Source organism: Fibrisoma limi BUZ 3 (assembly GCF_000296815.2).
Lineage (GTDB): Bacteria > Bacteroidota > Bacteroidia > Cytophagales > Spirosomataceae > Fibrisoma > Fibrisoma limi.
On sequence record NZ_CAIT01000003.1, the window covers coordinates 1 to 22,004 of the forward strand.

Genomic DNA, 22,004 nt, shown 5'->3' on the forward strand with positions numbered 1-22,004 from the left:
CCGGACTTGGGTGCTTTTTTGTTATGATTGATAAATGATACTATTTATTTGGAATTGTAATTATCACTTGTACATTTGTGCAATCAAAGCGGGCAACCGCTTTCTTTAATACCTTGCCGTTCGGCACATTCTCTCTCTTATTGCGCTTGAAGCCCCTGCACAGGGCACTATTCGTTTCACAAAGCGCATAAAAATCTGTAACTGTTTCTGGGTTATCGTAAAGTCGCAGTTGGCATAATTTTCGCTAACTCCCTTTTGCACACTTGATCATTTGTGCGATTTATCCATCGCTCCAGCGGCCGGATACGCTCATGATTCAAGACCCATCTATCAGGACTATAATTCATTAGCTATCAATTGCTTATGGGTTATCAAAGGCCTGAGAAACAGCACGGTTACTAATTGGCATAGTTTTCGATATTTTCTAAAGGAGTCAAAGCTGCTGTTAGGGCCAGCTTGAACTGAACGTATCATACGCTCGGTTTAGCGGCCCGACCTATGGTTGATGAGAACTGAGCGGTTTTGCAATTCCACCCCAAATTCAGTTGCAGATGAAAGTAACTTCTACGCTTCGTGCTAATCTTCTTGCAATAAAAACCGGCCGGGTGCCCGGACAAGAAGCCGTTGCTGTTACAGCCCAATCCAACCGGCTTGCTTCATTAACCTGCCGACTGGTTCACTACGTCCTGCAACTACTGGGCAGGAGTGCATACGTGTCCAGACCCGCTTCAACCTGCCAGCCATCTACTTCGGCGGATTGGTCAACGGCACCAGCTTTATTCTACTCAGCACTAGCACGCGAGCGATCCGTTCAAGCCGATGGAGAACCACCCGGACGGTACAGAGCAGGCCCTTCCAATTCACTTATCAATCAGACAGCGACCAGTACAAATTTATTCTCAACTCCAATGGATGAGCAACTTTTACGAAGCCAATCCTTTCTTGTAACTACCAGTCACCCAGCCGTCGAACCGGAGTCGGCAACGCATCCGGCAACAACGCGGGGCACGCGTAGTACCAGCTTCGGCAGGCTACTATCCTGGGCAATGGCCTATGCTCATCCGGGCATAGCATTGAGTAATGTTACCCAGCGCGCCATTGCTTTACTGACAACCCTACTGGTAGGGTGTATTGCCGTTTCGGCCCAGGCTCAGTCAGGCAACGTTGATTTAAGCATTCGATCGGCTGTCAGTAATGCCAAGCCGCAACTCAACGATGTTGTTTCATATACGGTTGTTGTCCGCAACGCTGCTGGATCGGCCGGGGCAACCAACGTTGTGGTAAAAGATAGTTTGCCGGAAGGAGCCGTGGCCTTTATTAATTCGTCTGTCATTCGGGGCGGAGGTTCCTATAATACGGCCACGAAGCTCTGGAATGTCGGCGCCATCGCTCAGAATGATTCAGCCATACTCGTAATCACGGCTACGGTATTGCAACGGGGCGTCTGGTTCAAAACAGCCGAAGTTGTCGGGGCTGACGGTACCGACAGCGATTCGCAGCCGGGTAATGGAAGCATACAGGAAGACGACTACGAGGCTGTTTGCTTCTCGGTTCCTTTATTTATATACGCGGGTGAAGAATTCACGGCGACTATTCCGACCGGTTTCCAGAACGTGATCTGGTTTCGGAATAATGAAAACGTAGTGGCTAATGTCTCTGCCGATTCAGCCGTTGTCAATCCTGATAATTCAATTACTATTAAGAGTCCGGGCACGTATCGATTTACCGCCACATTCTCTAACGGGTGCCCGGCACTCAATTGTTGTGATATAGAAGTTATCCCAGGGCCATTGGCGAGCCTGGGTAATCTGGTATTTGAGGACAGTAACGCTAACGGCCAGCAGGATGCCGGTGAGCCGGGCATTGCCGGGGTGAGCGTTTCGCTTTTCGAGAGCGCAACATTAGTCGCTACAACGACGACTAACGCCAGCGGGGTATATAGTTTTACAGGACTCATCCCGACTGTACCGTATTCAGTAAGCTTTGCTGCACCAACCGGCTACACGGCCACGGTGGCCAATGTGGGCTCAGACGAAACGGACTCAGACGCTGATCCCATCACAGGTCGCAGTGGCAGCTACACCCTGGCGGCCAACGAGAGCAACCTGACGGTCGACGCAGGCTTCTTCCGCCCGGCTTCACTGGGTGACAAGGTCTTTGTCGATGCTAACCGGGATGGGCTGCAGGATGCGGCTGAGACGGGGCTGGCTTCAGTAACGGTAACGCTGGTGAGCAACGGTACGGTGGTGGCCAGCGTGGTGACGGGTGCCGATGGGGTCTACAGCTTCACGGGCCTGACGCCGGGCGTGCCTTACTCAGTGAGCTTCACAGCCCCGCACAACTACACGGCCAGTGTAGCCGACCAGGGCGGGGATGATACCTTAGACAGTGATCCCATCAACGGGGTGGTGACCAACATCACCCTGGCGTCGGGTCAGACCAATACGAGTGTGGATGCAGGCTTCTCGCTCTTGACGGCGAGCCTGGGCGACCTGGTGTTTGAAGATACCAACGCCAACGGCCAGCAGGATGCGGGCGAGGCTGGCATTGCCGGGGTGAGCGTACAGCTGCTGGCTGACGGCGGTGCTACGCCGGTGGCTTCGACGACCACCAACGCCAGTGGTGTGTACAGCTTCACGGGCTTGACACCAGGGGTAAGCTACACGGTGGTGTTCGCCACCCCGACGGGCTACACGGCCACGGTGGCGAACGTGGGCAACGATGCCACGGATTCGGACGCTGACCCCATCACAGGCCGCAGCGGCAGCTACACGTTAGCGGCCAACGAGAGCAACCTGACGGTCGACGCAGGCTTCTTCCGCCCGGCCTCACTGGGTGACAAGGTCTTTGTCGATGCCAACCGCAACGGCTTGCAGGATGCGGCTGAGACGGGCTTAGCATCGGTGACGGTGACGTTGGTGAGCAACGGTACGGTGGTGGCCAGTGTGGTGACGGGTGCCGATGGCGTCTACAGCTTCACGGGCCTGACGCCGGGTGTGCCTTACTCAGTGAGCTTCACGGCCCCGGCCAACTACACGGCCAGTGTAGCCGACCAGGGCGGGGATGATACCTTAGACAGTGATCCCATCAATGGGGTGGTGACCAACATCACCCTGGCGTCGGGTCAGACCAATACGAGTGTGGATGCAGGCTTCTCGCTCTTGACGGCGAGCCTGGGTGACCTGGTGTTTGAAGATACCAACGCCAACGGCCAGCAGGATGCCGGTGAGGCTGGCATTGCCGGGGTGAGCGTACAGCTGCTGGCTGACGGCGGTGCTACGCCGGTGGCTTCGACGACCACCAACGCCAGTGGTGTGTACAGCTTCACGGGCTTGACACCAGGGGTGAGCTACACGGTGGTGTTTGCCACCCCGACGGGCTACACGGCCACGGTGGCTAACGTGGGCAACGACGCCACCGATAGTGATGCCGATCCGGTGACGGGTCGCAGTGGCAGCTACACGTTAGCGGCCAACGAGAGCAACCTGACGGTGGACGCGGGCTTCTTCCGCCCGGCCTCACTGGGTGACAAGGTCTTTGTTGATGCCAACCGGGATGGGCTGCAACAGCCCTCAGAGACGGGGCTGGCTTCGGTGACGGTGACCCTGGTGAGCAACGGTACGGTGGTAGCCAGCGTGGTGACGGGTGCCGATGGGGTCTACAGCTTCACGGGCCTGACGCCGGGTGTGCCTTACTCAGTGAGCTTCACGGCCCCGGCCAACTACACGGCCAGTGTAGCCGACCAGGGCGGGGATGATACCTTAGACAGTGATCCCATCAACGGGGTGGTGACTAACATCACCCTGGCGTCGGGTCAGACCAATACGAGTGTGGATGCGGGCTTCTCGCTGCTGACAGCTAGCTTAGGTGACCTGGTGTTCGAGGACACCAACGCCAACGGCCAGCAGGATGCCGGTGAGGCTGGTGTTCCAAACATAACAGTAAGCCTCTACAACGCACTGACCAATGCAATTGTGTCTACTACGGTGACGAATGGGGCAGGTACGTACTTATTCACGAATCTGCAACCGGGTCAGTACTACATCGTCTTCGATACGGCTAGTCTGCCGCAAGGCTTTGTCCTGACGCAGGCCAACGTAGGCAATGACACGACCGACAGCGATGCAGGTGTAGATGGTCGTACGGGTAGCTATACCTTAGTAGCTAATCAAAGCAATCTGACGGTGGATGCGGGTATCATCCCGGCACCAGTGTTTGACCTTGCCTTGACCAAGGTGGTCTCGACTACCGCTGGTATACAACCTGGTGGTTCTGTGAGCTTCGTGCTGACGGTGGCTAACCAGGGTAACCAGCCAGCTTATCGCGTACAGGTAACCGACCGACTGCCAGATGGTATGAGCCTGACGGCTGGTGGTAGCTTCACAACCGGGGCAGGCAATACGGCCGTGGCCAGTGTGGCAGGGCCGATCCTGCCGGGCAACTCGGTGAGTCTGACTCTGACGGCTCAGATCTCGGCAACGTTTGTAGGCAGCAGCCTGACCAACGTGGCAGAACTGACCAGTGCCGACAACGACACGATCGCGGGCAACGCTCCACCGACGGATGTGGATTCTGACTTCGATAACAACGACGCAGGTGAAGATGACCAGGATGCGGTACTCGTACCGATAGGTCAATTTGCAAGCCTGGGCGACTTTGTCTGGTACGATAATAATGGCAATGGGCAGCAGGATACCGGTGAACCAGGTGTTCAGGGTGTGTCTGTATCGCTCTACAATGCCATCACGAATGCCGTGATTTCAACAACGGCAACGGATGCGAATGGTAAGTATCTGTTCAGCGGATTGCAGCCGGGTCAGTACTACGTAGTGTTCGGAACAGCGACGCTGCCGACGGGCTACACCCTGACCATGCCAAACCAGGGTGCAGATACGACGGACTCCGATGCTGATCTGGTAACGGGTCGTACGCAGACCTACACGCTGGCGGCAGGTGAGAGCAACCTGACGGTCGATGCCGGTGTCAAACTGGTGCCGATCTTCGACCTCGCGCTCGTCAAGCAACTGGCCGCTTCACAACCACAGCCGATTCGGGCCGGTGATACGCTGACATTTACAATCCGGGTAATCAACCAGGGTAACGTACCAGCCTACCGCGTACAGGTGACGGATTATATACCGACAAGCCTGTCCCTGGCTGATGCGAACTGGACGGCTGAACCAAATGGTACGGCTAGTCTTACACTGGCCGGGCCGCTGGCCGCTGGTCGGGATACGACGGTGAATATTCGCCTGGTACTGGATCCTGCCTTTACGGGAACCAGTCTGAACAACGTAGCTGAGATTACGCAGGCCGACGATGATATGATCCTCGATGATCTGCCTCCGCAGGACAACGATTCGACGCCGGGTAACGACGCCGAAAACGAAGATGATCAGAGCACGTCACCGATCGTGATTACACCAGCGCAATGCACCAACCCGGCTACGGTTGCGGTTGGTCCGAACAAAGCGATTTGCGCCGGCGAGGTTGTATCGCTGACGGCTACGATTGGCGGCTCAGCGACCAGCGTACAGTGGACGTCGAACGGTACGGGTACCTTCAGCAACCCGACGAGCCTGACGTCAACCTACACGCCGTCGGCTGCGGATAGCGCCAACGGTATGGTAATGATCACGGCTACTACCAACGATCCGGCCGGTATCTGTAACGCAGCCGTTGCGTCGCTGATGGTACAGATCAACAAGCGCCCGGATGCACCGGTGGGTGTAGCCTGCGACGATTCGTTGATCTGTCAGGGCAGCAGTACGAAGCTGATTGCTTTCGCACCGGGCGCACGTATCAACTGGTATGACCAGACGGGCAAACTGGTTGGCTCAACCGAAAGTGCCGGCAAGCTGGTTGTGACACCGACGACAACGACGGTGTACTTCGCCGAAGCGGTTAGCCTGTCGACGGGCTGCACGAGTGCAACTCGCTCGTCGGTGACCGTAACGGTTGGCCAGTGCCTGGCTGATCTGGCGGTTGTGAAACAGATTGTAACGCCTGGACCGTACCAGTTGGGTCAGAAAGTGACCTACTCGATCACGGTGAAAAACAACGGACCGGTTGCTGCCAGCAACGTCATCGTAACGGATAAACTGCCGGCTGCCCTGACCTTCGTAACATCTACGGCGGGTGGACAGTACAACGCGACGACGGGTGTCTGGACGGTTGGTTCGCTGAACGCCGGATCGGACCGCAGCCTGCTGCTCGAAGCAACGATCAACGCAGGCGGACCGATCAAGAACCTGGCTACGGTAAGCAGCCCGGATAACGACCTGAACATTACGGAGAACGATACGTCGTCAGTAACAATCAACCCGGCTGCCTGCAATGTACAGCCGCCGGTCATTGCCTGCGCTACGACGGAAATTTGCAAAGGTGGCCGCGCAACGCTGACGGCTGGTAACTGCGCCGGTACAGTACGCTGGTCGGATGGACAGACGGGGGCAACGATCAACGTAAGCCCGACGATGACAACGGCTTACTCGGCGAGCTGCGTAGTTGGCCAGTGTATCAGTGCCGCTTCGAACACGATTACGATCCGTGTCCTCGATCCGCAGGTGCCGACCATCACCGCCAGCACCGAAACGGTATGTCCGGGTGGTGCAGTTGTGCTGACGGCTACGGGTTGCGAGGGCGGTACGATCATCTGGTCAGAAGGTTCGCAGACGGGCGCCAGCATCACGGTTAACCCGACAACGAAGACTACTTACACAGCTCAGTGCCGCATGAACAATTGCGTAAGCGCACCGGCTCAGAAGGTGATCAACGTGGGCAACCTGCCGACGCCGACGGTGGTATGCAGCACAACGGCTGTTTGCCCGGGCGAAACGCTGACGCTGACGGTGGAAAACTGCCAGGGTACGCCACTCTGGAGCACGGGCGACACGACCGCTTCGATTGTAGTGACGCCGACGGTTGGCAACAACAGCTACACGGTGATCTGCAAGAAAGGCACCTGCACCAGCCCGCGGTCGAAGTCGTACACGATTGGTATCGTGACACCGAAAGTGCCGACCATCACGGCCAGCGCCGACTCCGTCTGCGTAGGTGCTAAAGTGGTCCTGACGGCCGTAGGCTGCGAGGGTACGGTGCTCTGGAGCAACCAGCAGACGGGAGCCAGCATCACGGTTAATCCGCAGTCGAACATCAGCTACTACGCGCAGTGCCGCGTGAACGAGTGCCTCAGCGATCCGTCGAAGTCACTGCCGATTACGGTACTGACGCCGTCAGCTCCGATCATCAGCGCAAACAAGACGCTGATCTGCAGCGGTGAGAAAGTAACGCTGACGGCCGAAGGCTGCGACGGTACGGTTCGCTGGAACGTCGACAATAAGATTGGAGCGAGCATCGACATCTATCCGGGCGAAACGAAGGAGTACTTCGCTACCTGCCAGGTAGGTGCCTGCAACAGCGAAGCATCGAACAAGGTACGTGTGACCGTCAACACGACGGGTACACCGCCGACGGTAACCGCTTCGTCGACATCGGCCTGCAACGGTCAGGTGGTATCGCTGACGGCAACCGGCTGTACTGGAACGGTTCAGTGGTCAGATGGTCAGACCGGACCGGTGGTATCGGTAACGGCGACGATCAACAACAGCGAGTTCTACGCGATCTGTAAGCCAGCCGGTGCTCAGTGTGGTAGCGGTAAGTCGAACACGATCAAGATTAACGTAACGCCGACACCGACACCAGCGGTAGTCTGCAGCACGGATACGATTTGCCCGGGCGAAGAAGTGACGCTGACAATAACCAACTGCCAGGGTACACCGATGTGGAGCACGGGTGAAATGACAAGAACGATCACGGTAACACCGAACGTAACGACTTCGTACACCGTGTACTGCAAAGACGGATTCTGCACCAGCGATACGTCGCAGAAGTACACGATCACGGTGATACCGGTGCCGGTACCGGTGGTGTCGGCCTCGAAGACCGAGTACACGCCGGGCGATACCATCACGCTGTCGGCAACTGGCTGTACGGGTGGGGTAATTATCTGGTCAACAAATGGCCTGGACGGCAGCAACCGCGGTACATCGATCCTGGTGAAACCGGAAGGTACGCAGACCTACTACGCACAATGCCAGGTGAACAACTGCCTGAGCGATCCGTCCGTCCGCGTGACGGTACGTCAGCAGGGTGACTGCACGGCCGACGCCGGTACGCTGGTGGCCGTTAACCCGGGTGCCTGCGCATCAGACGGTAAGCCGGTCATGATCGCGGCCACGCCGAACGGCGGTCTGGTTGTACCGACCAGCTTCACGACGGTCTTCGTCCTGACGAAAGGCGCGAACTTGGTGATTGAGCAGACCAGTATGGAACCGAAGTTCACGGTACCGGCTCAGGCTGCCGACTACATTATCCATACGCTGGTGTACAACGCCAACCCGTCGGATAAGAACTACCTGGATCTGAGCCTGATCAAACCGGGTCTGACAACGGCTGAGGATGTGTTGACGCTGATCGCCGACAAGCAGATCTGCGCTGACCTTGATACCGCCGGTGCGAAAGTGAAAGTCAACTTCGTGGCTCCGCCGGTCGTAACACCATCGCATCCGTTCACTGTCTGCTACGGCACCACAGTAACGTTCCGCGCTGATGGTTGCGAGAATGGCATCGTGAAGTGGTCTGACGGTAGCGAAGGTGCTGTAATTCAGAAAACGGTTTACAGTGATCACTGGGTAATGGCAACCTGCACCATCAATGGTTGCACGAGCCAGTACTCGAACATGGGCGACGCCATTCTGGGTACGCCGGCCGTTCCGACGGTGGTTTGCAACAAGCCGACTATCTGTGCCAACGAATCGGCTACGCTGACGGCACGAGGTTGCGAAGGTGGCCGACTGCTCTGGTCAACGGGCGACACGACGGCGAGCATCACCGTTTCGCCGACGGCAGATACCGAATACCGCGTACAGTGCATTGTCGGTGAGTGCGCCAGTGATTTCTCACCGGTGTGCACCGTGAAGGTTGGTCTGCCGAACGCACCGACCATCGCCATTGCCGGTAGCCCGAACGTATCGAGCACAACGGTTTGCTTCGGCTCGCCGATCACGCTGGTAGCGCAGGGATGCCCCTCGGGCAGCTACGTAACCTGGTCGAACAACCAGGTGGGTACTTCGATCACCGTATCGCCTGCCGCATCGACTACGCTGACTGCCTTCTGCTGCACCTCAAACAACTGTAAGAGTGCCGCGTCGAACGCAATAAGCCTGGCGGTAGGGCCGAAAGTGCCGATGCCGCAGGCTATCGATAAGACGAATGCCTGTCCGTTCAACACGGTTGATCTGACCACGGCCGTTGGTAAGCCGCTGACGCCGGGTGGAGCCTTCGAGTTCTACACCAGCGAAGCCCTGACGCCTGAGTCGCGCGTGCTGAATCCGGGTGCGGTGGGTACAGGTACCTACTACGTCGTTGAGCGTAGCGTATCGGGTTGCATCAGCCTGCCGGCTATGATCCACGTACAGATCACGCCATGCACCGAAGTGACGCCATGTAACCCGGCTAACCCGGCTACGGCCAGCGCCGGTGCGGACGCGACGCTCTGTGCTGCCAAGACCTACAAGCTGGCCGGTGTGATGGGTGGAGCCGGTACCATAGCCCACTGGACTACCAGTGGTACCGGTACGTTCGACAACGCCTACTCACCAACGGCTACCTATACCGCCAGCGTCGAGGACGTAATGGCCGGTAAAGTGACGCTGACGATGTCGGTGAGCACGAACAACGCAAGCTGCCCGGTTGCTACCGATCAGATGGTACTGACCATCAACGGTAGCAAGACCGTGCCGCTGGTGAAAGTAGTTGGCTCGCCGGTACTCTGCTACGGTGATTCGGTCGTTCTTGAAGCACCGGCCGGAGCTGCGGGTTACCTGTGGAGCAACAAAGCGACAACGCAGCGCATCGTGGTGAAAAGCAGCGGTGACTACAGCGTCCAGTTGATGGATCAGGGTGGTTGCAGCTCGGTAGCATCCGATGAGGTAACAGTCAAGGTGGCCGCGTCAATGCCGGCTCCGCTGGCGGTGAACCTGCGGAACACCTGCCCGGCCAACCAGGTGAACCTGGCCAACGCCCTGTCGACAACCGCTGTGGGTAGCACGTATGAATACCGAATCGGTACATCGTTGACGTCCGACGTTGTGATGCGGCCGGATTCGGTGGGCGCGGGCACTTACTACGTATTCCAGAAAACAGAAGCGGGCTGCTACAGCGCCCCGGCTAAGGTGGACGTACGAATCTTCAACTGCGCAGCCGATACGGTGTCGACCGACGTGAGCATCACGAAACTCGCCGACAAACAGGCTGTATCGTTCGGAGAAACGGTAACCTACACCCTGCTGGTTAAAAACGAAGGGGCCAAGACCGCGAAGAATATCGAAGTACGCGACGTTCTGCCGGAGGGTCTGGAACTGGGTTGGATCGGTGGCCCGGCTAATGGATACACTGTCTCGGGTGGGGTGATTACCGCCAAGATTGACAGTCTGCCGGCCGGTGCTTCGGATACGATTTCGTTCCGGGCACAGGTACGGACTAAAGGTCAGATCGTTAACACGGCAGAGATCACGTATCTCGATCAGAACGACACGAATCTGGCGAACAATACGTCGAGCGTGACCGTAACCGATACATCGGCCAGCGCGCCGAGCTACATCGGTCTGGCGAAGGCGGTGGTTGGAACGCCGATGGTTGACAGTGATTCGAGTTTCCGGGTAACCTACGCCTTCAAGGTGACGAACTACGGTGCTGATACGCTGCACCACGTAAAAGTGACCGACGATCTGGCGTATACCTTCCGGATCAATAAAGTTGACTCGGTTGGCATACGGATCAATGACCCGGCCTCAACGCTGGTGGCGAACGCAGCCTTTACAGGTGTCGATCCGACGGTAAATATGCTGGAACCGAGCAGCTACCTGCTGCCGGGAAGCACGCAGACGTTCTTCCTCGATGTGAAGGTGAAACGTATCAACGGCGATAGCACCCGTGCGTTCGACAACTACGCCTACGCCTGCGCCATGAGCGACACGACGAAGGTAGAAGACCTGTCGACGAACGGTGGCGATGCTGACCCGGATGGCGACGGCAACCCGACCAACAACACCAGCCCAGCGTCGTTCACGCTGCTCATCCCGCAGTCGGGTCCGAGCATTGGCGTGGCCCTGGCGGTGGTGAAAGTCGAGAAGCAGGCCGACAGCAGCTACAACGTAACGTATAAGACAACGGTGAGAAACTTCGGCGATGTACCGCTGTACGGCGTACAACTGACCGATAGCCTGGCGCGGGCCTTCACCCAGCCGGCTGCGTTCTCAGTCGTTGGATCGCCGGTGGTCCGCACGGGCAGCAACCTGATGCCGAACTCAGCGTACAACGGTCTCAATGAGCCGAACCTGCTGGCTGCGGGTAGTATGCTGAACGTAGGCGAACTGGATTCGGTGCTGATTACGGTGAACATCAAACCGAATGGCAACGGTGGTCCGTTCTACACGAGTGTGGTAGCCCAGGGTTCGGTTGCCGACTCGAGCCAGACGGTGACGGATCTATCGAACAATGGACTCGATCCATTGCCGGCCGGTTCCGTTATGACGGCGGTGCGGTTCGATCTGCCGGATGCCCTGCTGGGTGTTGCAAAAGCGGTTGGTAAACCGATTCGGGTCGAAAATGGAGTCTACGACGTGCCGTACACGATTACACTGAAGAACTGCGGTACGGTTGACCTCCGGAAGATTCAGGTGGTAGACAACCTCTCGCAGACCTTCGGCAACGGTGCGCTGATCGTGAGCAATCAGATTTCGGTATCAGCCGGTATGGGACTGACCGCCGACGTTAGCTTCACGGGTCAGGGACTGATCACGAAAATGCTGATCGACTCGACAAGTACGCTGGCCGCCGGCGCAAGCCGAAGCCTGAACTTTGTGGTTCGGGTGGACGTGAGAAGCGCCAATACACTGACGTTCTACAACTCGGCCTACGCTACGGCCGAAACGGGCGATGGCACGATGGTGTCGGATACGTCAACAGTTGGTAACAACTACGACCCGGACAACGACCTCGATCCGCGCAACAACAGCGTACCGACGCCGGTTGCACTCGACAACCTCACAACGGAATCGCGCATCGGGGTGGCTATGGCCGTCCGCGATACGGTTCGCCAGTCGGATGGTAGCTACAGGGTGATTTACCAGATCGTGGTGAAGAACTTCGGTCCGGAACAACTGACGCACGTAACCCTGAGCGATACGCTACAGAAGGTGTTTAACAGCACAACGGGAGCCAGCTACACCATCATCGGTGCGCCGGTGATCATCTCGACGGGCAGCGCCCTGAAGGTCAACCCGGCCTTCGATGGCAGCGGTGACTCGAGACTGGTGCTGGGCGACAGTACCAGTACGCTGGCCGCGGGTAAAGTAGATACGCTGTTGCTGACGCTTAACGTAACGACCGACGGCCGGACAACCACGTTCCTCAACTCAGTCTACGCCCGGGCTAATGCCAAAGCGGGTACTGTGATGGACGTATCGACCAATGGCCTGGAACCTGACCTGAACGGTAACAGTGATCCAACCGATGTGAACGAAGGCGAAGCTACTCCGTTGATCCTGCCGGCCGTATTCTCGACGGTGTTCATACCGGAAGGTTTCTCGCCGAACGGTGACGGTATCAACGACCAGTTCGTGATTCGCGGAACAACCGGGCTGACGGTTAGCCTGGAAGTGTTCAACCGCTGGGGTCACCTGGTGTACAAGAGCGATGATTACCAGAACGACTGGGATGGTAAGCCGAACACGGGCGTTCTGGTCGGTTCGGATGCGAACGGTCTGCCGGATGGAACGTACTACTACGTCGTCAAGCTGAGTGATGGCCGCAAGTTTGTGAGATTCATGACGATTAACCGATAATACCAATGTCAAACCAGCTTTCAACCAAGTTTTGGGCAATTACGCTGCTGCTGGCCTTCGTGGCCGGCAGCGGCACGGTCCGGGCGCAGCAGGACAAGATGTTCTCGCAATACATGTTCAACATGATGGCGCTCAACCCGGCCTATGCGGGTAGCCGTGATGTACTCAGCATGTCGGCGCTCTACCGCAATCAGTGGACCGGCGTGGATGGTGCCCCGCAAACGGCCACATTCACGATCGATATGCCCCTGAACCGGGAGCGGGTCGGCGTTGGTTTACAGCTCTACGGCGACAGAATCGGAGTTTTCCAGGAGGCTGGTGGCTTTGCGTCCTACGCCTTCCGGATCAAGGTGGGCGATCGCTCTACCCTGGCCCTGGGCCTGCAGGGGGGCGCGTCGAGTTACCAGGTGAACCTATCGGAGGTACGAACAACACCCGATGGGTCCGGCCAGGTTGATCCCGCGTTTGCCAGCAACATCAGCAAGGTGCTGCCGAACTTCGGTACGGGTATCTACATCAGCAACGACAGGTCGTATCTGGGCGTGTCGGTACCTCGGCTGATCAAGAATAAACTGGGTGAATTTGATTCGGGTAGCCTGCGGGCCGTGCAGCGTCGCCACGCGTATCTGACGGCCGGTTTCGTGGTGGGCCTGAGCCCGGCCGTGAAGATGAAGCCGTCGCTGCTGGTCAAGTATGCCGAAGGGGCTCCGCTGGGTTTTGACGGCAACATCAACTTCTGGTTTGCCGACCGCATTGCCATCGGTACGTCGTTCCGGCGCAATCAATTCTCGACATGGACCAACTACAGCACCGATGCCATCGTGGGTATGGTAGAAGTGCAGTTGTCGGATCAGTTCCGTTTCGGGTATGCCTACGACCATACGATGAACAACTTCCGGACCGTAGCGCCCAGCTCACACGAGATCATGCTACGCTACGAATTTGGCTTTGGTAAGAATCGCATCCTGACGCCCCGCTACTTCTAAGGCACTCTACGTTTTGATTCTGCGCTTTACACCAAACCCCTGAAGGGGCTTAGCGCTGCATTATCAGGTTTTTAACCTAGCGGAGCTAAGCCCCTTCAGGGGTTTGGGGTGAGGATACAGATACGCAAATGCTATTCTGAAGTAGGATAAGGCACTCTACGTTTTCGGCGCAGTATTTGCTACTGATAAGGTATACTTTCCTGGATTCATCCCGGAGGGTATACCTTTTCTTTTGGGCTATAAATCTGTTACCTAATCATTTTTGCGAATGGTACGTTTTTTATTCCTGTCGGGGTTACTTGCCTGTAGCCTGAACCCGCTGCTAGGGCAATCGCTGACGAATCAGGCCGATCGGCAGTTCGATCAACTGGCCTACGCCAATGCAATAGATTTGTACGAACAGGCGCTGAAAAACACGTCGGCGCTGACGGAAACAGAACGTCGGGCGACCCTTGCCAGACTAGGATTCAGCTACCATCAGCAGCGCGATACCAAAAACGCCGAGCGCGTGTACCGGGAACTGATGGGAATGGGCGATCTGCCCGCCGAACATGCCCCGGCTTATCTGTACTACGCGCAGTCGCTGGCGGCAAACGGTAAGTTCCGGGAGGCCCAGGAAGCGTTCGAGAAGTATAATACCCTGGTGCCCGCCGACCAGCAGGCAATGCCCTACTCCCGGCTGTATCGGGAGGCAAACGCCCAGAGCAAGAAAGCCACCAACTACAAAGTGGAGTTTCTGACGATCAATACCCGCAAGGCCGAATTCAGCCCAATGCTCTATCACGATGGACTGGTCTTTGTGTCGGCGTCGGGTGGTAATAAAGGCTCCAAAAAGGTGATTGACTCTAAAAACGGACCGTTTCTGGATTTGTATTTCCTGCCCGAAGCCGGCTCGCTGCGCGGTAAGGTAACCACAACCGACAACGCTAAATCATCGAAGCGTAAAGTCCGGACGGCCGCTTACAAACCAACCCTGGGACGTGATGATTATACGGCCATGACGGCTAACGATTCGCGAACGGTCGGGTTCTACGGGGGCAACAATGTAAACCAGTTTCAGAGCTACGAAGACCGGCCCGTCAGCCAGTCAGAACGCTTCCAGAAGTCGCTGAACACGCGCTACCACGAAGGCCCGGCTACGTTCTCAAAAGACGGTTCCCGAGTGATTTTTACCCGTAATAACTACAACAACGGTCACTACGGTAAGAGCAAAGACGGGGTAAATAAACTGAAGCTATACACCGCCACGCAAACGAACGGCACATGGAGCGAAGCAGAGGAACTGCCGTTCAACAGCGACGAGTTCTCGTCTGGACATCCGTCCCTGGGTAAAGGGCCCAGCGGTCAGCCGGATCAGTTGCTGTATTTCGCGTCGGACCGGCCGGGTGGCTTGGGCGGCACCGACATCTACGTATCAAAATGGGCCGATGGCAAGTGGTCGGAGCCGGTTAATCTTGGCAAGGACGTCAACTCGAAAGGCAATGAGCTTTTCCCGTTCGTCGATGAAAAAGGGAACCTTTACTTTTCGTCGGATGGTCGGCCCGGCTTAGGTGAACTCGACATCTTTTTTGCCCAATTGGGTAACGACGGCCAGCAGGTAAAATCGGTGCAGAACCTGGGCGAACCGCTAAATTCTCCCAAAGATGACTTCGGGATCGTGACCGACGGCGACCGGAAAGCGGGCTATTTCAGCAGTAACCGCAAAAACGGCGGCAGCGACGACGATCTGTACCGGTTCACCCGCGAAGGCTCGCTTTATCCGTGTCGACAGCTAACCATCAGCGTATTTGACGCCCAGACCAAGGAACCTCTGGCCGATACGCCCCTGCACGTCGACGATCAGGTCGGCAGCGCCCGACAGCGTGACTTAAAAACCGACGCGAATGGCCTGGTTCGGCTGTGTCTCGACATCGACAACAACTTCCAGTTTCTGGTGAGCCGCGAAGGCTACCTGGATAATAAGGTGGGTTTCTCGACCAAAGACCTCGCCGACGATAAACCGTCGCGGCTGGACATTGCGCTCGCCAAACCAACTGAAGAAGCCAAACCAGCCGCCGTGGCGCCAACGTCGGTACGGGGTCGGGTGCTTACGCAGGCCGATAACACACCCATCGAGGGTGCAAAGGTCATTCTGGTCAGTGAATGCGATGGCACGTCGCAGCAGGTCATCACCGGCGCTGACGGTACGTATGGATTTCCCGTAACGCCCGGCTGTAATTATTCCATCGAAGCCATCAAAGAGCGCATGGGTACGGCGGGCAGCCGTATCGACAAGGATGGCTCCGGCTCGACGGACATTCTGATGTTTCGGAAGGGCGATGTAATCCGGATCGACAACATTTACTACGACCTCGACAAAGCCGCCATCCGCCCCGATGCGGCCACGGAGTTGGATAAGGTTGTGGCCTTAATGAAGAAGTACCCTGGTATGAAAATCGAGATGCGGTCGCATACCGACAGCCGGGCCACGGCGCAGTACAACCGGAAGCTATCGGCCAACCGGGCAAAGGCCGCAACCGCTTATCTCAAGTCGAAAGGCATTGCTCCTAAGCGGATGGTCGCGAAAGGCTACGGCGAAGATGAGCTGCTGAACAAATGCGCCGATGGGGTCGACTGCCCCGAAGAACAACACCAGCAGAACCGCCGGACGGAGATAAAAGTCCTGACGCTGGAGTAGGTCAGTGTTCCGTTGCTGTAACCTAATTACAGCAACGGAACACTGACCATGAAATGCGTATCGGTTTCGGTGATGTCAATCTCGCGTCGGCTCAGGTAGTGGTACAAAGACCGAAGGCTGGCCAGGCCCTGTTTGTTCGACGTTTCGACGAAAACTTTTCGCTGAAGGTTGTTAACGACAATCAGGGTATTATCGGCTGTGCAAATCCGAATCTGGAGCGGACTTTCCTCATCCATGGTGTTGTGCTTAATGGCGTTTTCGAGCAGATTCTGAATCGTAACGGGAACAATGAGCCGCGCTAGGTAGTCGGGTGCTACGTCAACGGTAATCTGCAGGTCTGTTCCGAATCGGGATTGCTGCAGATCAATGTAGTTCTGCACAAAAGTCAGTTCATCGCCCAGCGTAACCAGTTCCTTGTCCTTGTTCTGGAGAATGTAGCGGTAGATAATCGACAGCTTACGCAGAAACTTTGATGCCTCGCGGGGATTGGCCATGATCAGGCTGTTGAGCGAGGTCAGGCTATTGAACAGGAAATGCGGGTTAAGGTGGTTAATCAGGTTCTGATACTGAATCTCGGTTTTGTCGCGTTCCAGACGGGTAGCCTGCACCTGAAGCTGGTGGAGCTGGTTGGTCTGATCAGAGCGGTACCACATGAAGCCAAGTAGCAGCCCGAGCAGAATCAGGCCGATGCTCCCCCAGAACCATTTCGTTTCGTAGAGGTGTGAATCAATGTGTATGGTCAGATTGCTGACTACCGTATTGGTGCCATCGGGCATGACTCCACTGACGATGAAGCGATAATCACCGCCGGGCATCTTGTTATAAACCGCAAACGTCTGACTGCTTACTTTCGGCGAAGTATCAAATCCTTCAAGCTGGTATTTATATCGGATCATGGAGTGTTCCGGCGTTACAAGCGCGGCAAAGTGAACCGTAAAGTCCTTTTTGTCAGCGCCAATCCGCAACTCCCGGACACCACCGTGGATGAAGTACGTTGTATCGCTGGTGGTGACTTCGTTGATCAGTACCCCGCTGGTTTTGCTAACCGGCGCACGCGCCAGTTTTTCCGGAGCAAACTCAAGCAGATAGCCTTTCATGGCCGCAAGCAGGTGGCCGTTCCGCATAGGAAACAGGTAGTTGACGTATTCCGGATCGGCCTGATTGAACGGTACCCGAAAATTGAAAAAGGAATCGTCCCTGGGCGAGTAAACCGAAAACTTGTTGTAGGCGGCTATCCAGATGCTACCCCGCTGGTCGGGTAGTCCAGCCCAGATCCGATCTGAGTTCAACCCATCACTTTCGTTCCAGTAGGTGTATTGTTTGCGCCGGGGATCGTAGCGAACCAGTCCCTGGCCAATGCTGGTCATCCAGAAATAGCCCTGCTTATCCTGATTGAACGAGGTAAGCGTGAGGCTATAGTCCTCACTCATCGCGGGTTGATCGTTGATAAACTGGTTTTTCGCCTTCGAAAAGCGGAAGAGCCCTGCCGGGTACACCTCCAGCCACAAATCGCCCCGGTGGTCTACCAGCGAGAACCGTACCCGAAATTTTGGGTCCGTCGAAGCGGAGGCAATTGGATAGCGGTGCCACTGCCCGGTCGGGATGGTGTAACACCACACCTGTTTGCTGGCTCCCGATAGCCAGATCTGATCGTGGCGAAGGGTCATGTGGCCTATCTTAGGAATATCGGCCCACAACGAATCAGGGGTAGGTATGGTGGTGTATTGCTTTGTTCGGGGATCAAATGTTGTCAGCCCGGTTTCCATACCGAGGTAGAGAAGTCCGCCGTAATTAAAAATGAGACCAATCGGATGGAGCGCCGTCTGATTACGCTGTTTATACGTTTCCAACTGGCCAGTTTTAGGGAAATAGTGGAGCAGATCCTGCCGGGAGGTCCCTAACCACCACGAGCCATCGGCCGATTCCAGGAACGACGTGATGCCATAGTGATCAGTCAGGGCCGGAAATTGCTGCGCCAGATTATGGGTTGTGTAAAAGCTGCGTTCGAGGTTTGTGATGGAAATGCCGTTGACGGTGCCGAGCCAGACGGAGCCATCGGGATGCTGCCAGGCGGTAAAAAACACGCTTCCAGCTACGGAGTATGGGCTGGCATCGTCGTGGAAAAACTCGGTTACGCGGTACGTATCAGCCTCGGCAAAGAACATCAGATAACTCGATGAACTGATCCAGAGGTTATGCGCACGGTCGGCAAAAATAGCGGGGAGGTCAAACGGATCGCGGCCTTTCTTACTGACAAGCGGAAACGCCTTGATCAGTTGCCCTCGCTGTAGGTCATATACCACCACGCGCTCGTCGGTAGCATCTCCAAAAATCAGGCGGTGGTCGTCTAGGGCCAGGGCCGTTACGTAATGCTGTTTGTAAGCGTCCAGTTGCGGGTGCTTGCCGGGAGAGGGTCCAAATCGCTGGCGGGTAATGTCGAAATACTGTAATCCCTGTTTTTTATCACCAACCCAGAGGCCCCGATGGTCTGGGTCTTCGATCAGACTTTGCAGAGAAATTCGGCTGGAAATCGTTTGCGGTGTATCCCGCGGGTCAAACGGGAAAAACTGAATCTGGCCGGTTTTCACGACGCAGCGATACAGCCCGGCGTAGTAGCTGGCGAACCAGATATCGCCGTTCCGATCGCAGAGGACGTTGGTACACCAGCCCAGTCGGCGCCCCTGCACCGATTTTATGTTGCGAAACCGCCCGGTGGTTTTGTTGTAACTACTGACGCCTACTTCCGTAGCGGCCCAGATGTTGCCCTGCTGGTCTTCGCACAGATCGTAGATCGAGTTATGCAGGAGCGCAGCAGGGTCTTTTTTGTTGCTCCTGAACGTAATGAAATGACTACCATCGTAGCGATTCAATCCGTCGTGGGTGCCAACCCAGAGAAATCCGTCCCGGTCGTGGTAAAAACTGGTGATGGCATTCGACGATAGCCCCTGCTCTTCCTGAATATGACGAAACTCAAACTGGCCGGGGCGGTTTTGGGCCTGTAGCCCGTTCGCCATTCCCAGAAACCAGCTCAGACAGAGTAGCCGGAACACTAAACTACAGCTTATTTTTCCAGCCATTTTTTGAACGACGGCGCTTTGTCGCGGCTGATTTCAATATCGAACTGGTGGTTGGGCGACTTCAGGCGTAGACTTAGCTTAAGATTGGCCAGTCCCTTCACGCTCTGCACGGCGTTGATATTGACGATGCAATGGCGGTTGGCGCGGTAAAACTGACTGGGGTCCAGCAGGTCCTCAATTTCATCGAGGGTATCGTAATCGACAATGTAGCGCTCGTTCCCGTTCGTGACCATGAAATTCAACTGGTCGCGGGTGAAGTAGGCAATGTCCGACACCCGAATGGGCACCCAGCTATTTCGGGCGTTTCCCAGGAAATGTTCTTTGTACGTCGATTTGGCTGCGGCAGGCATATTCAGCGCGTTGAGCAGCTTCTGGACGTCGAGCGACTGGTTTGATTTAGCTTTGATCAGGGACTGGGCCTTCGCGATGGCCTGTTTGAGTTCGTCCCAGTCGACGGGTTTCAGCAGGTAGTCGATTCCGTTGACTTTGAAGGCCTGGATAGCGTACTCGTTGTAGGCAGTGGTGAAAATTATAGGACACGACAACCTGAACTGCTCAAAAATCCGGAAGCTCACCCCGTCGGAGAGCTGCACATCGGCGAAGATGATGTCGGGTTCGGCATTTTCCGAGAACCAGCGAATGGCCGTTTTAACGCTGCCAACGGTTCCGATGATGTTCAGGCCAGGGTCCACTTCAGCGATGCTGGAGGCCAGTTCGAGGGCCACTAATTTTTCGTCTTCAATAATCAGGGCGTTCATGGCTGGATGTTCGTTGCGCCTTCGTGAATGGCTACATAAATTTTGATATTTGTTACCCTGTTTCGCAACTATTTAGGGTTGAATTGCATAAACTGACCAACGAATGACGCATAAATTCAGGTTAATCGGAAAAGAAAACGTGACCAGTACGGCAACGTGGACGTGCTGCAATTGATTAGCTCCAGCTAACGGTTGAAGAGTTGAAAATAGCCATCCATCTCAAAAAGTTTGGGGAAGCTCACGATTCGCTCGTTCTTTGACCCAAACTATGAGATGGAACCGCTGTGACAATCCAGGAGATAAATATTGTAAAACGGACGTGGAAACTGCTGCGCGACGTTGATCCGCAGTTGCTGGGGGATGTATTCTACCGGCGGCTGTTTCTGACGTACCCTTCCGTACGGCCGATGTTTCGGGAGCCAATGACGACTCAGTATCATAAGTTTGTTGATATGCTGAGCCTGATCGTGAGTCGAATTGACCGACCGGAGGAAGTGATGAGTGAAATTGCCCAGCTTGCGCAACGGCACGAGCGATATGGAGTCAAGCCGGAGCATTACCCGGTCGTGGGTGAGACACTGCTCTGGACCCTCGAACAGGGGTTGGGTAACCAGTGGAACAACGACGTTAAGCAGGCGTGGGAAGCCTGTTACCAGACACTGGTGCAGGCCATGCTCGAAAAAGCATAGCCGTATGACCAGACCGAACGGGGGAGTCACTATTCCAGTGACTCCCCCGTTCGGCTTAGCGTAGTGCCTGTTGTTGGGGGTGCGGTTCGGCCACTTCCAGCTTCACGATTCGATTGGTAATGGAGCCGTCTGTAATCTGCCGTTCGGGAATGTAGTGAATGCGTACCGGCAGCCCATCACGAATGGGGTACTGAACGGGTGCAGTGTTGGTAAAACCCGGCATCTCGACGTTTCGGAAATAGCTGAAGGGCACCGTATCGACCCAGAATCCTTCATAGCTGTAGTGGTGGTTTTTTCCGTCGTATCGTTCGGTCCATTCTTTTTCCTGATAACCTGCTACGTTTCCTTCTACCATACGCGGTTTTTGTCGGCTTAGTTGATAATAATCCCAGGCCGGAATAACGACGGCCACCAGAACGGCAATGATGGCAAAGCCCAGCAACCCGTAGCGGCTGAAGCTCGACCGGGCGTAGTAAGCGCAGATCGTTGCCGCCACGGCCAATCCAAAAGGCAACACCAGCGAACGCCAGCTTATGGCCGATTGAGAGGTGAGATCATAAACGGTTGTGTAGTACATGGTTTAGCGTTTTGGGAAATCTCTGAAAGCTTCGGCCATGAGCAGCAGGAACCCGGCTAGCGTAAGGTGAAACTGCACGATCGTAGCAGCCACCAGCAGCAAACTCTTAACCCAGGTCTTATGACCCCGAATGGCCCACCAAACGGCGCGGATTGCCGACCAGCCCATAACCGGATACGCCAGCAGGTAAATCAGAAAACCAACGTAAAACGGACCCGAATCCGAAGAAGGCAGCAGTGCATAGCCCAGCCGGGTCAGTAGCCAGGCTCCGAGCACCAGGCCGATGGCGTAGAGGTTCAGATCGTACAGTTTCATGGACGCATGTAAAATGA

Annotated in this window: 8 protein-coding genes; 4 read left to right on the forward strand and 4 right to left on the reverse strand. The window is 55.9% G+C overall.

Features of this window, described 5'->3' with window-relative positions:
- Nucleotides 1-908: 908 nt before the first annotated feature.
- The 3 genes from BN8_RS32775 (at nt 909) to BN8_RS00235 (ending at nt 16,571) form a co-directional block, all read left to right on the forward strand.
- A complete protein-coding gene (locus tag BN8_RS32775; protein ID WP_192579001.1) occupies nt 909-12,908 on the forward strand; it encodes an SdrD B-like domain-containing protein in 12,000 nt (3,999 codons plus the stop codon).
- Nucleotides 12,909-12,913: 5 nt separating this feature from the next.
- On the forward strand, nt 12,914-13,894 hold the full coding sequence (locus tag BN8_RS00230; protein ID WP_009279733.1) for a PorP/SprF family type IX secretion system membrane protein: 981 nt from the start codon (nt 12,914-12,916) through the stop codon (nt 13,892-13,894).
- Nucleotides 13,895-14,162: 268 nt separating this feature from the next.
- Nucleotides 14,163-16,571: an OmpA family protein gene (locus BN8_RS00235; protein ID WP_009279734.1), complete on the forward strand. Its 2,409-nt coding sequence runs from the start codon at nt 14,163-14,165 to the stop codon at nt 16,569-16,571.
- 26 nt (nt 16,572-16,597) lie between these two features.
- On the opposite strand, the gene BN8_RS31445 is transcribed toward BN8_RS00235, so the two are convergent.
- Nucleotides 16,598-19,621, reverse strand: coding sequence for a sensor histidine kinase (locus tag BN8_RS31445; RefSeq protein ID WP_051040972.1), 3,024 nt, complete (start codon nt 19,619-19,621; stop codon nt 16,598-16,600).
- A gap of 11 nt (nt 19,622-19,632) precedes the next feature.
- Nucleotides 19,633-20,406, reverse strand: coding sequence for a LytR/AlgR family response regulator transcription factor (locus BN8_RS00245; protein ID WP_009279736.1), 774 nt, complete (start codon nt 20,404-20,406; stop codon nt 19,633-19,635).
- 284 nt (nt 20,407-20,690) lie between these two features.
- Here BN8_RS00245 and BN8_RS00250 point away from each other — a divergent pair, with 284 nt between their 5' ends.
- Complete coding sequence (locus tag BN8_RS00250) at nt 20,691-21,095, forward strand: globin domain-containing protein (RefSeq protein ID WP_009279737.1); 405 nt, start codon at nt 20,691-20,693, stop codon at nt 21,093-21,095.
- A 55-nt stretch (nt 21,096-21,150) separates the two neighbouring features.
- Here BN8_RS00250 and BN8_RS00255 read toward each other — a convergent pair whose 3' ends face one another.
- Together BN8_RS00255 and BN8_RS00260 are read right to left on the reverse strand one after the other, a co-directional pair.
- Nucleotides 21,151-21,672 carry a hypothetical protein gene (locus BN8_RS00255; protein WP_009279738.1) on the reverse strand — a complete coding sequence of 174 codons (522 nt, stop codon included), beginning with the start codon at nt 21,670-21,672 and terminating at the stop codon, nt 21,151-21,153.
- 3 nt (nt 21,673-21,675) lie between these two features.
- A complete protein-coding gene (locus BN8_RS00260; RefSeq protein ID WP_009279739.1) occupies nt 21,676-21,987 on the reverse strand; it encodes a hypothetical protein in 312 nt (103 codons plus the stop codon).
- Nucleotides 21,988-22,004 lie beyond the last annotated feature (17 nt).

Bases quoted from the DNA above. Each gene is read 5' to 3' on its own strand.
- BN8_RS32775 (WP_192579001.1), top strand. From the start codon at position 909: ATGGATGAGCAACTTTTACGAAGCCAATCCTTTCTTGTAACTACCAGT.
- BN8_RS00230 (WP_009279733.1), top strand. From the start codon at position 12,914: ATGTCAAACCAGCTTTCAACCAAGTTTTGGGCAATTACGCTGCTGCTG.
- BN8_RS00235 (WP_009279734.1), top strand. From the start codon at position 14,163: ATGGTACGTTTTTTATTCCTGTCGGGGTTACTTGCCTGTAGCCTGAAC.
- BN8_RS00245 (WP_009279736.1), bottom strand. From the start codon at position 20,406: ATGAACGCCCTGATTATTGAAGACGAAAAATTAGTGGCCCTCGAACTG.
- BN8_RS00255 (WP_009279738.1), bottom strand. From the start codon at position 21,672: ATGTACTACACAACCGTTTATGATCTCACCTCTCAATCGGCCATAAGC.
- BN8_RS00260 (WP_009279739.1), bottom strand. From the start codon at position 21,987: ATGAAACTGTACGATCTGAACCTCTACGCCATCGGCCTGGTGCTCGGA.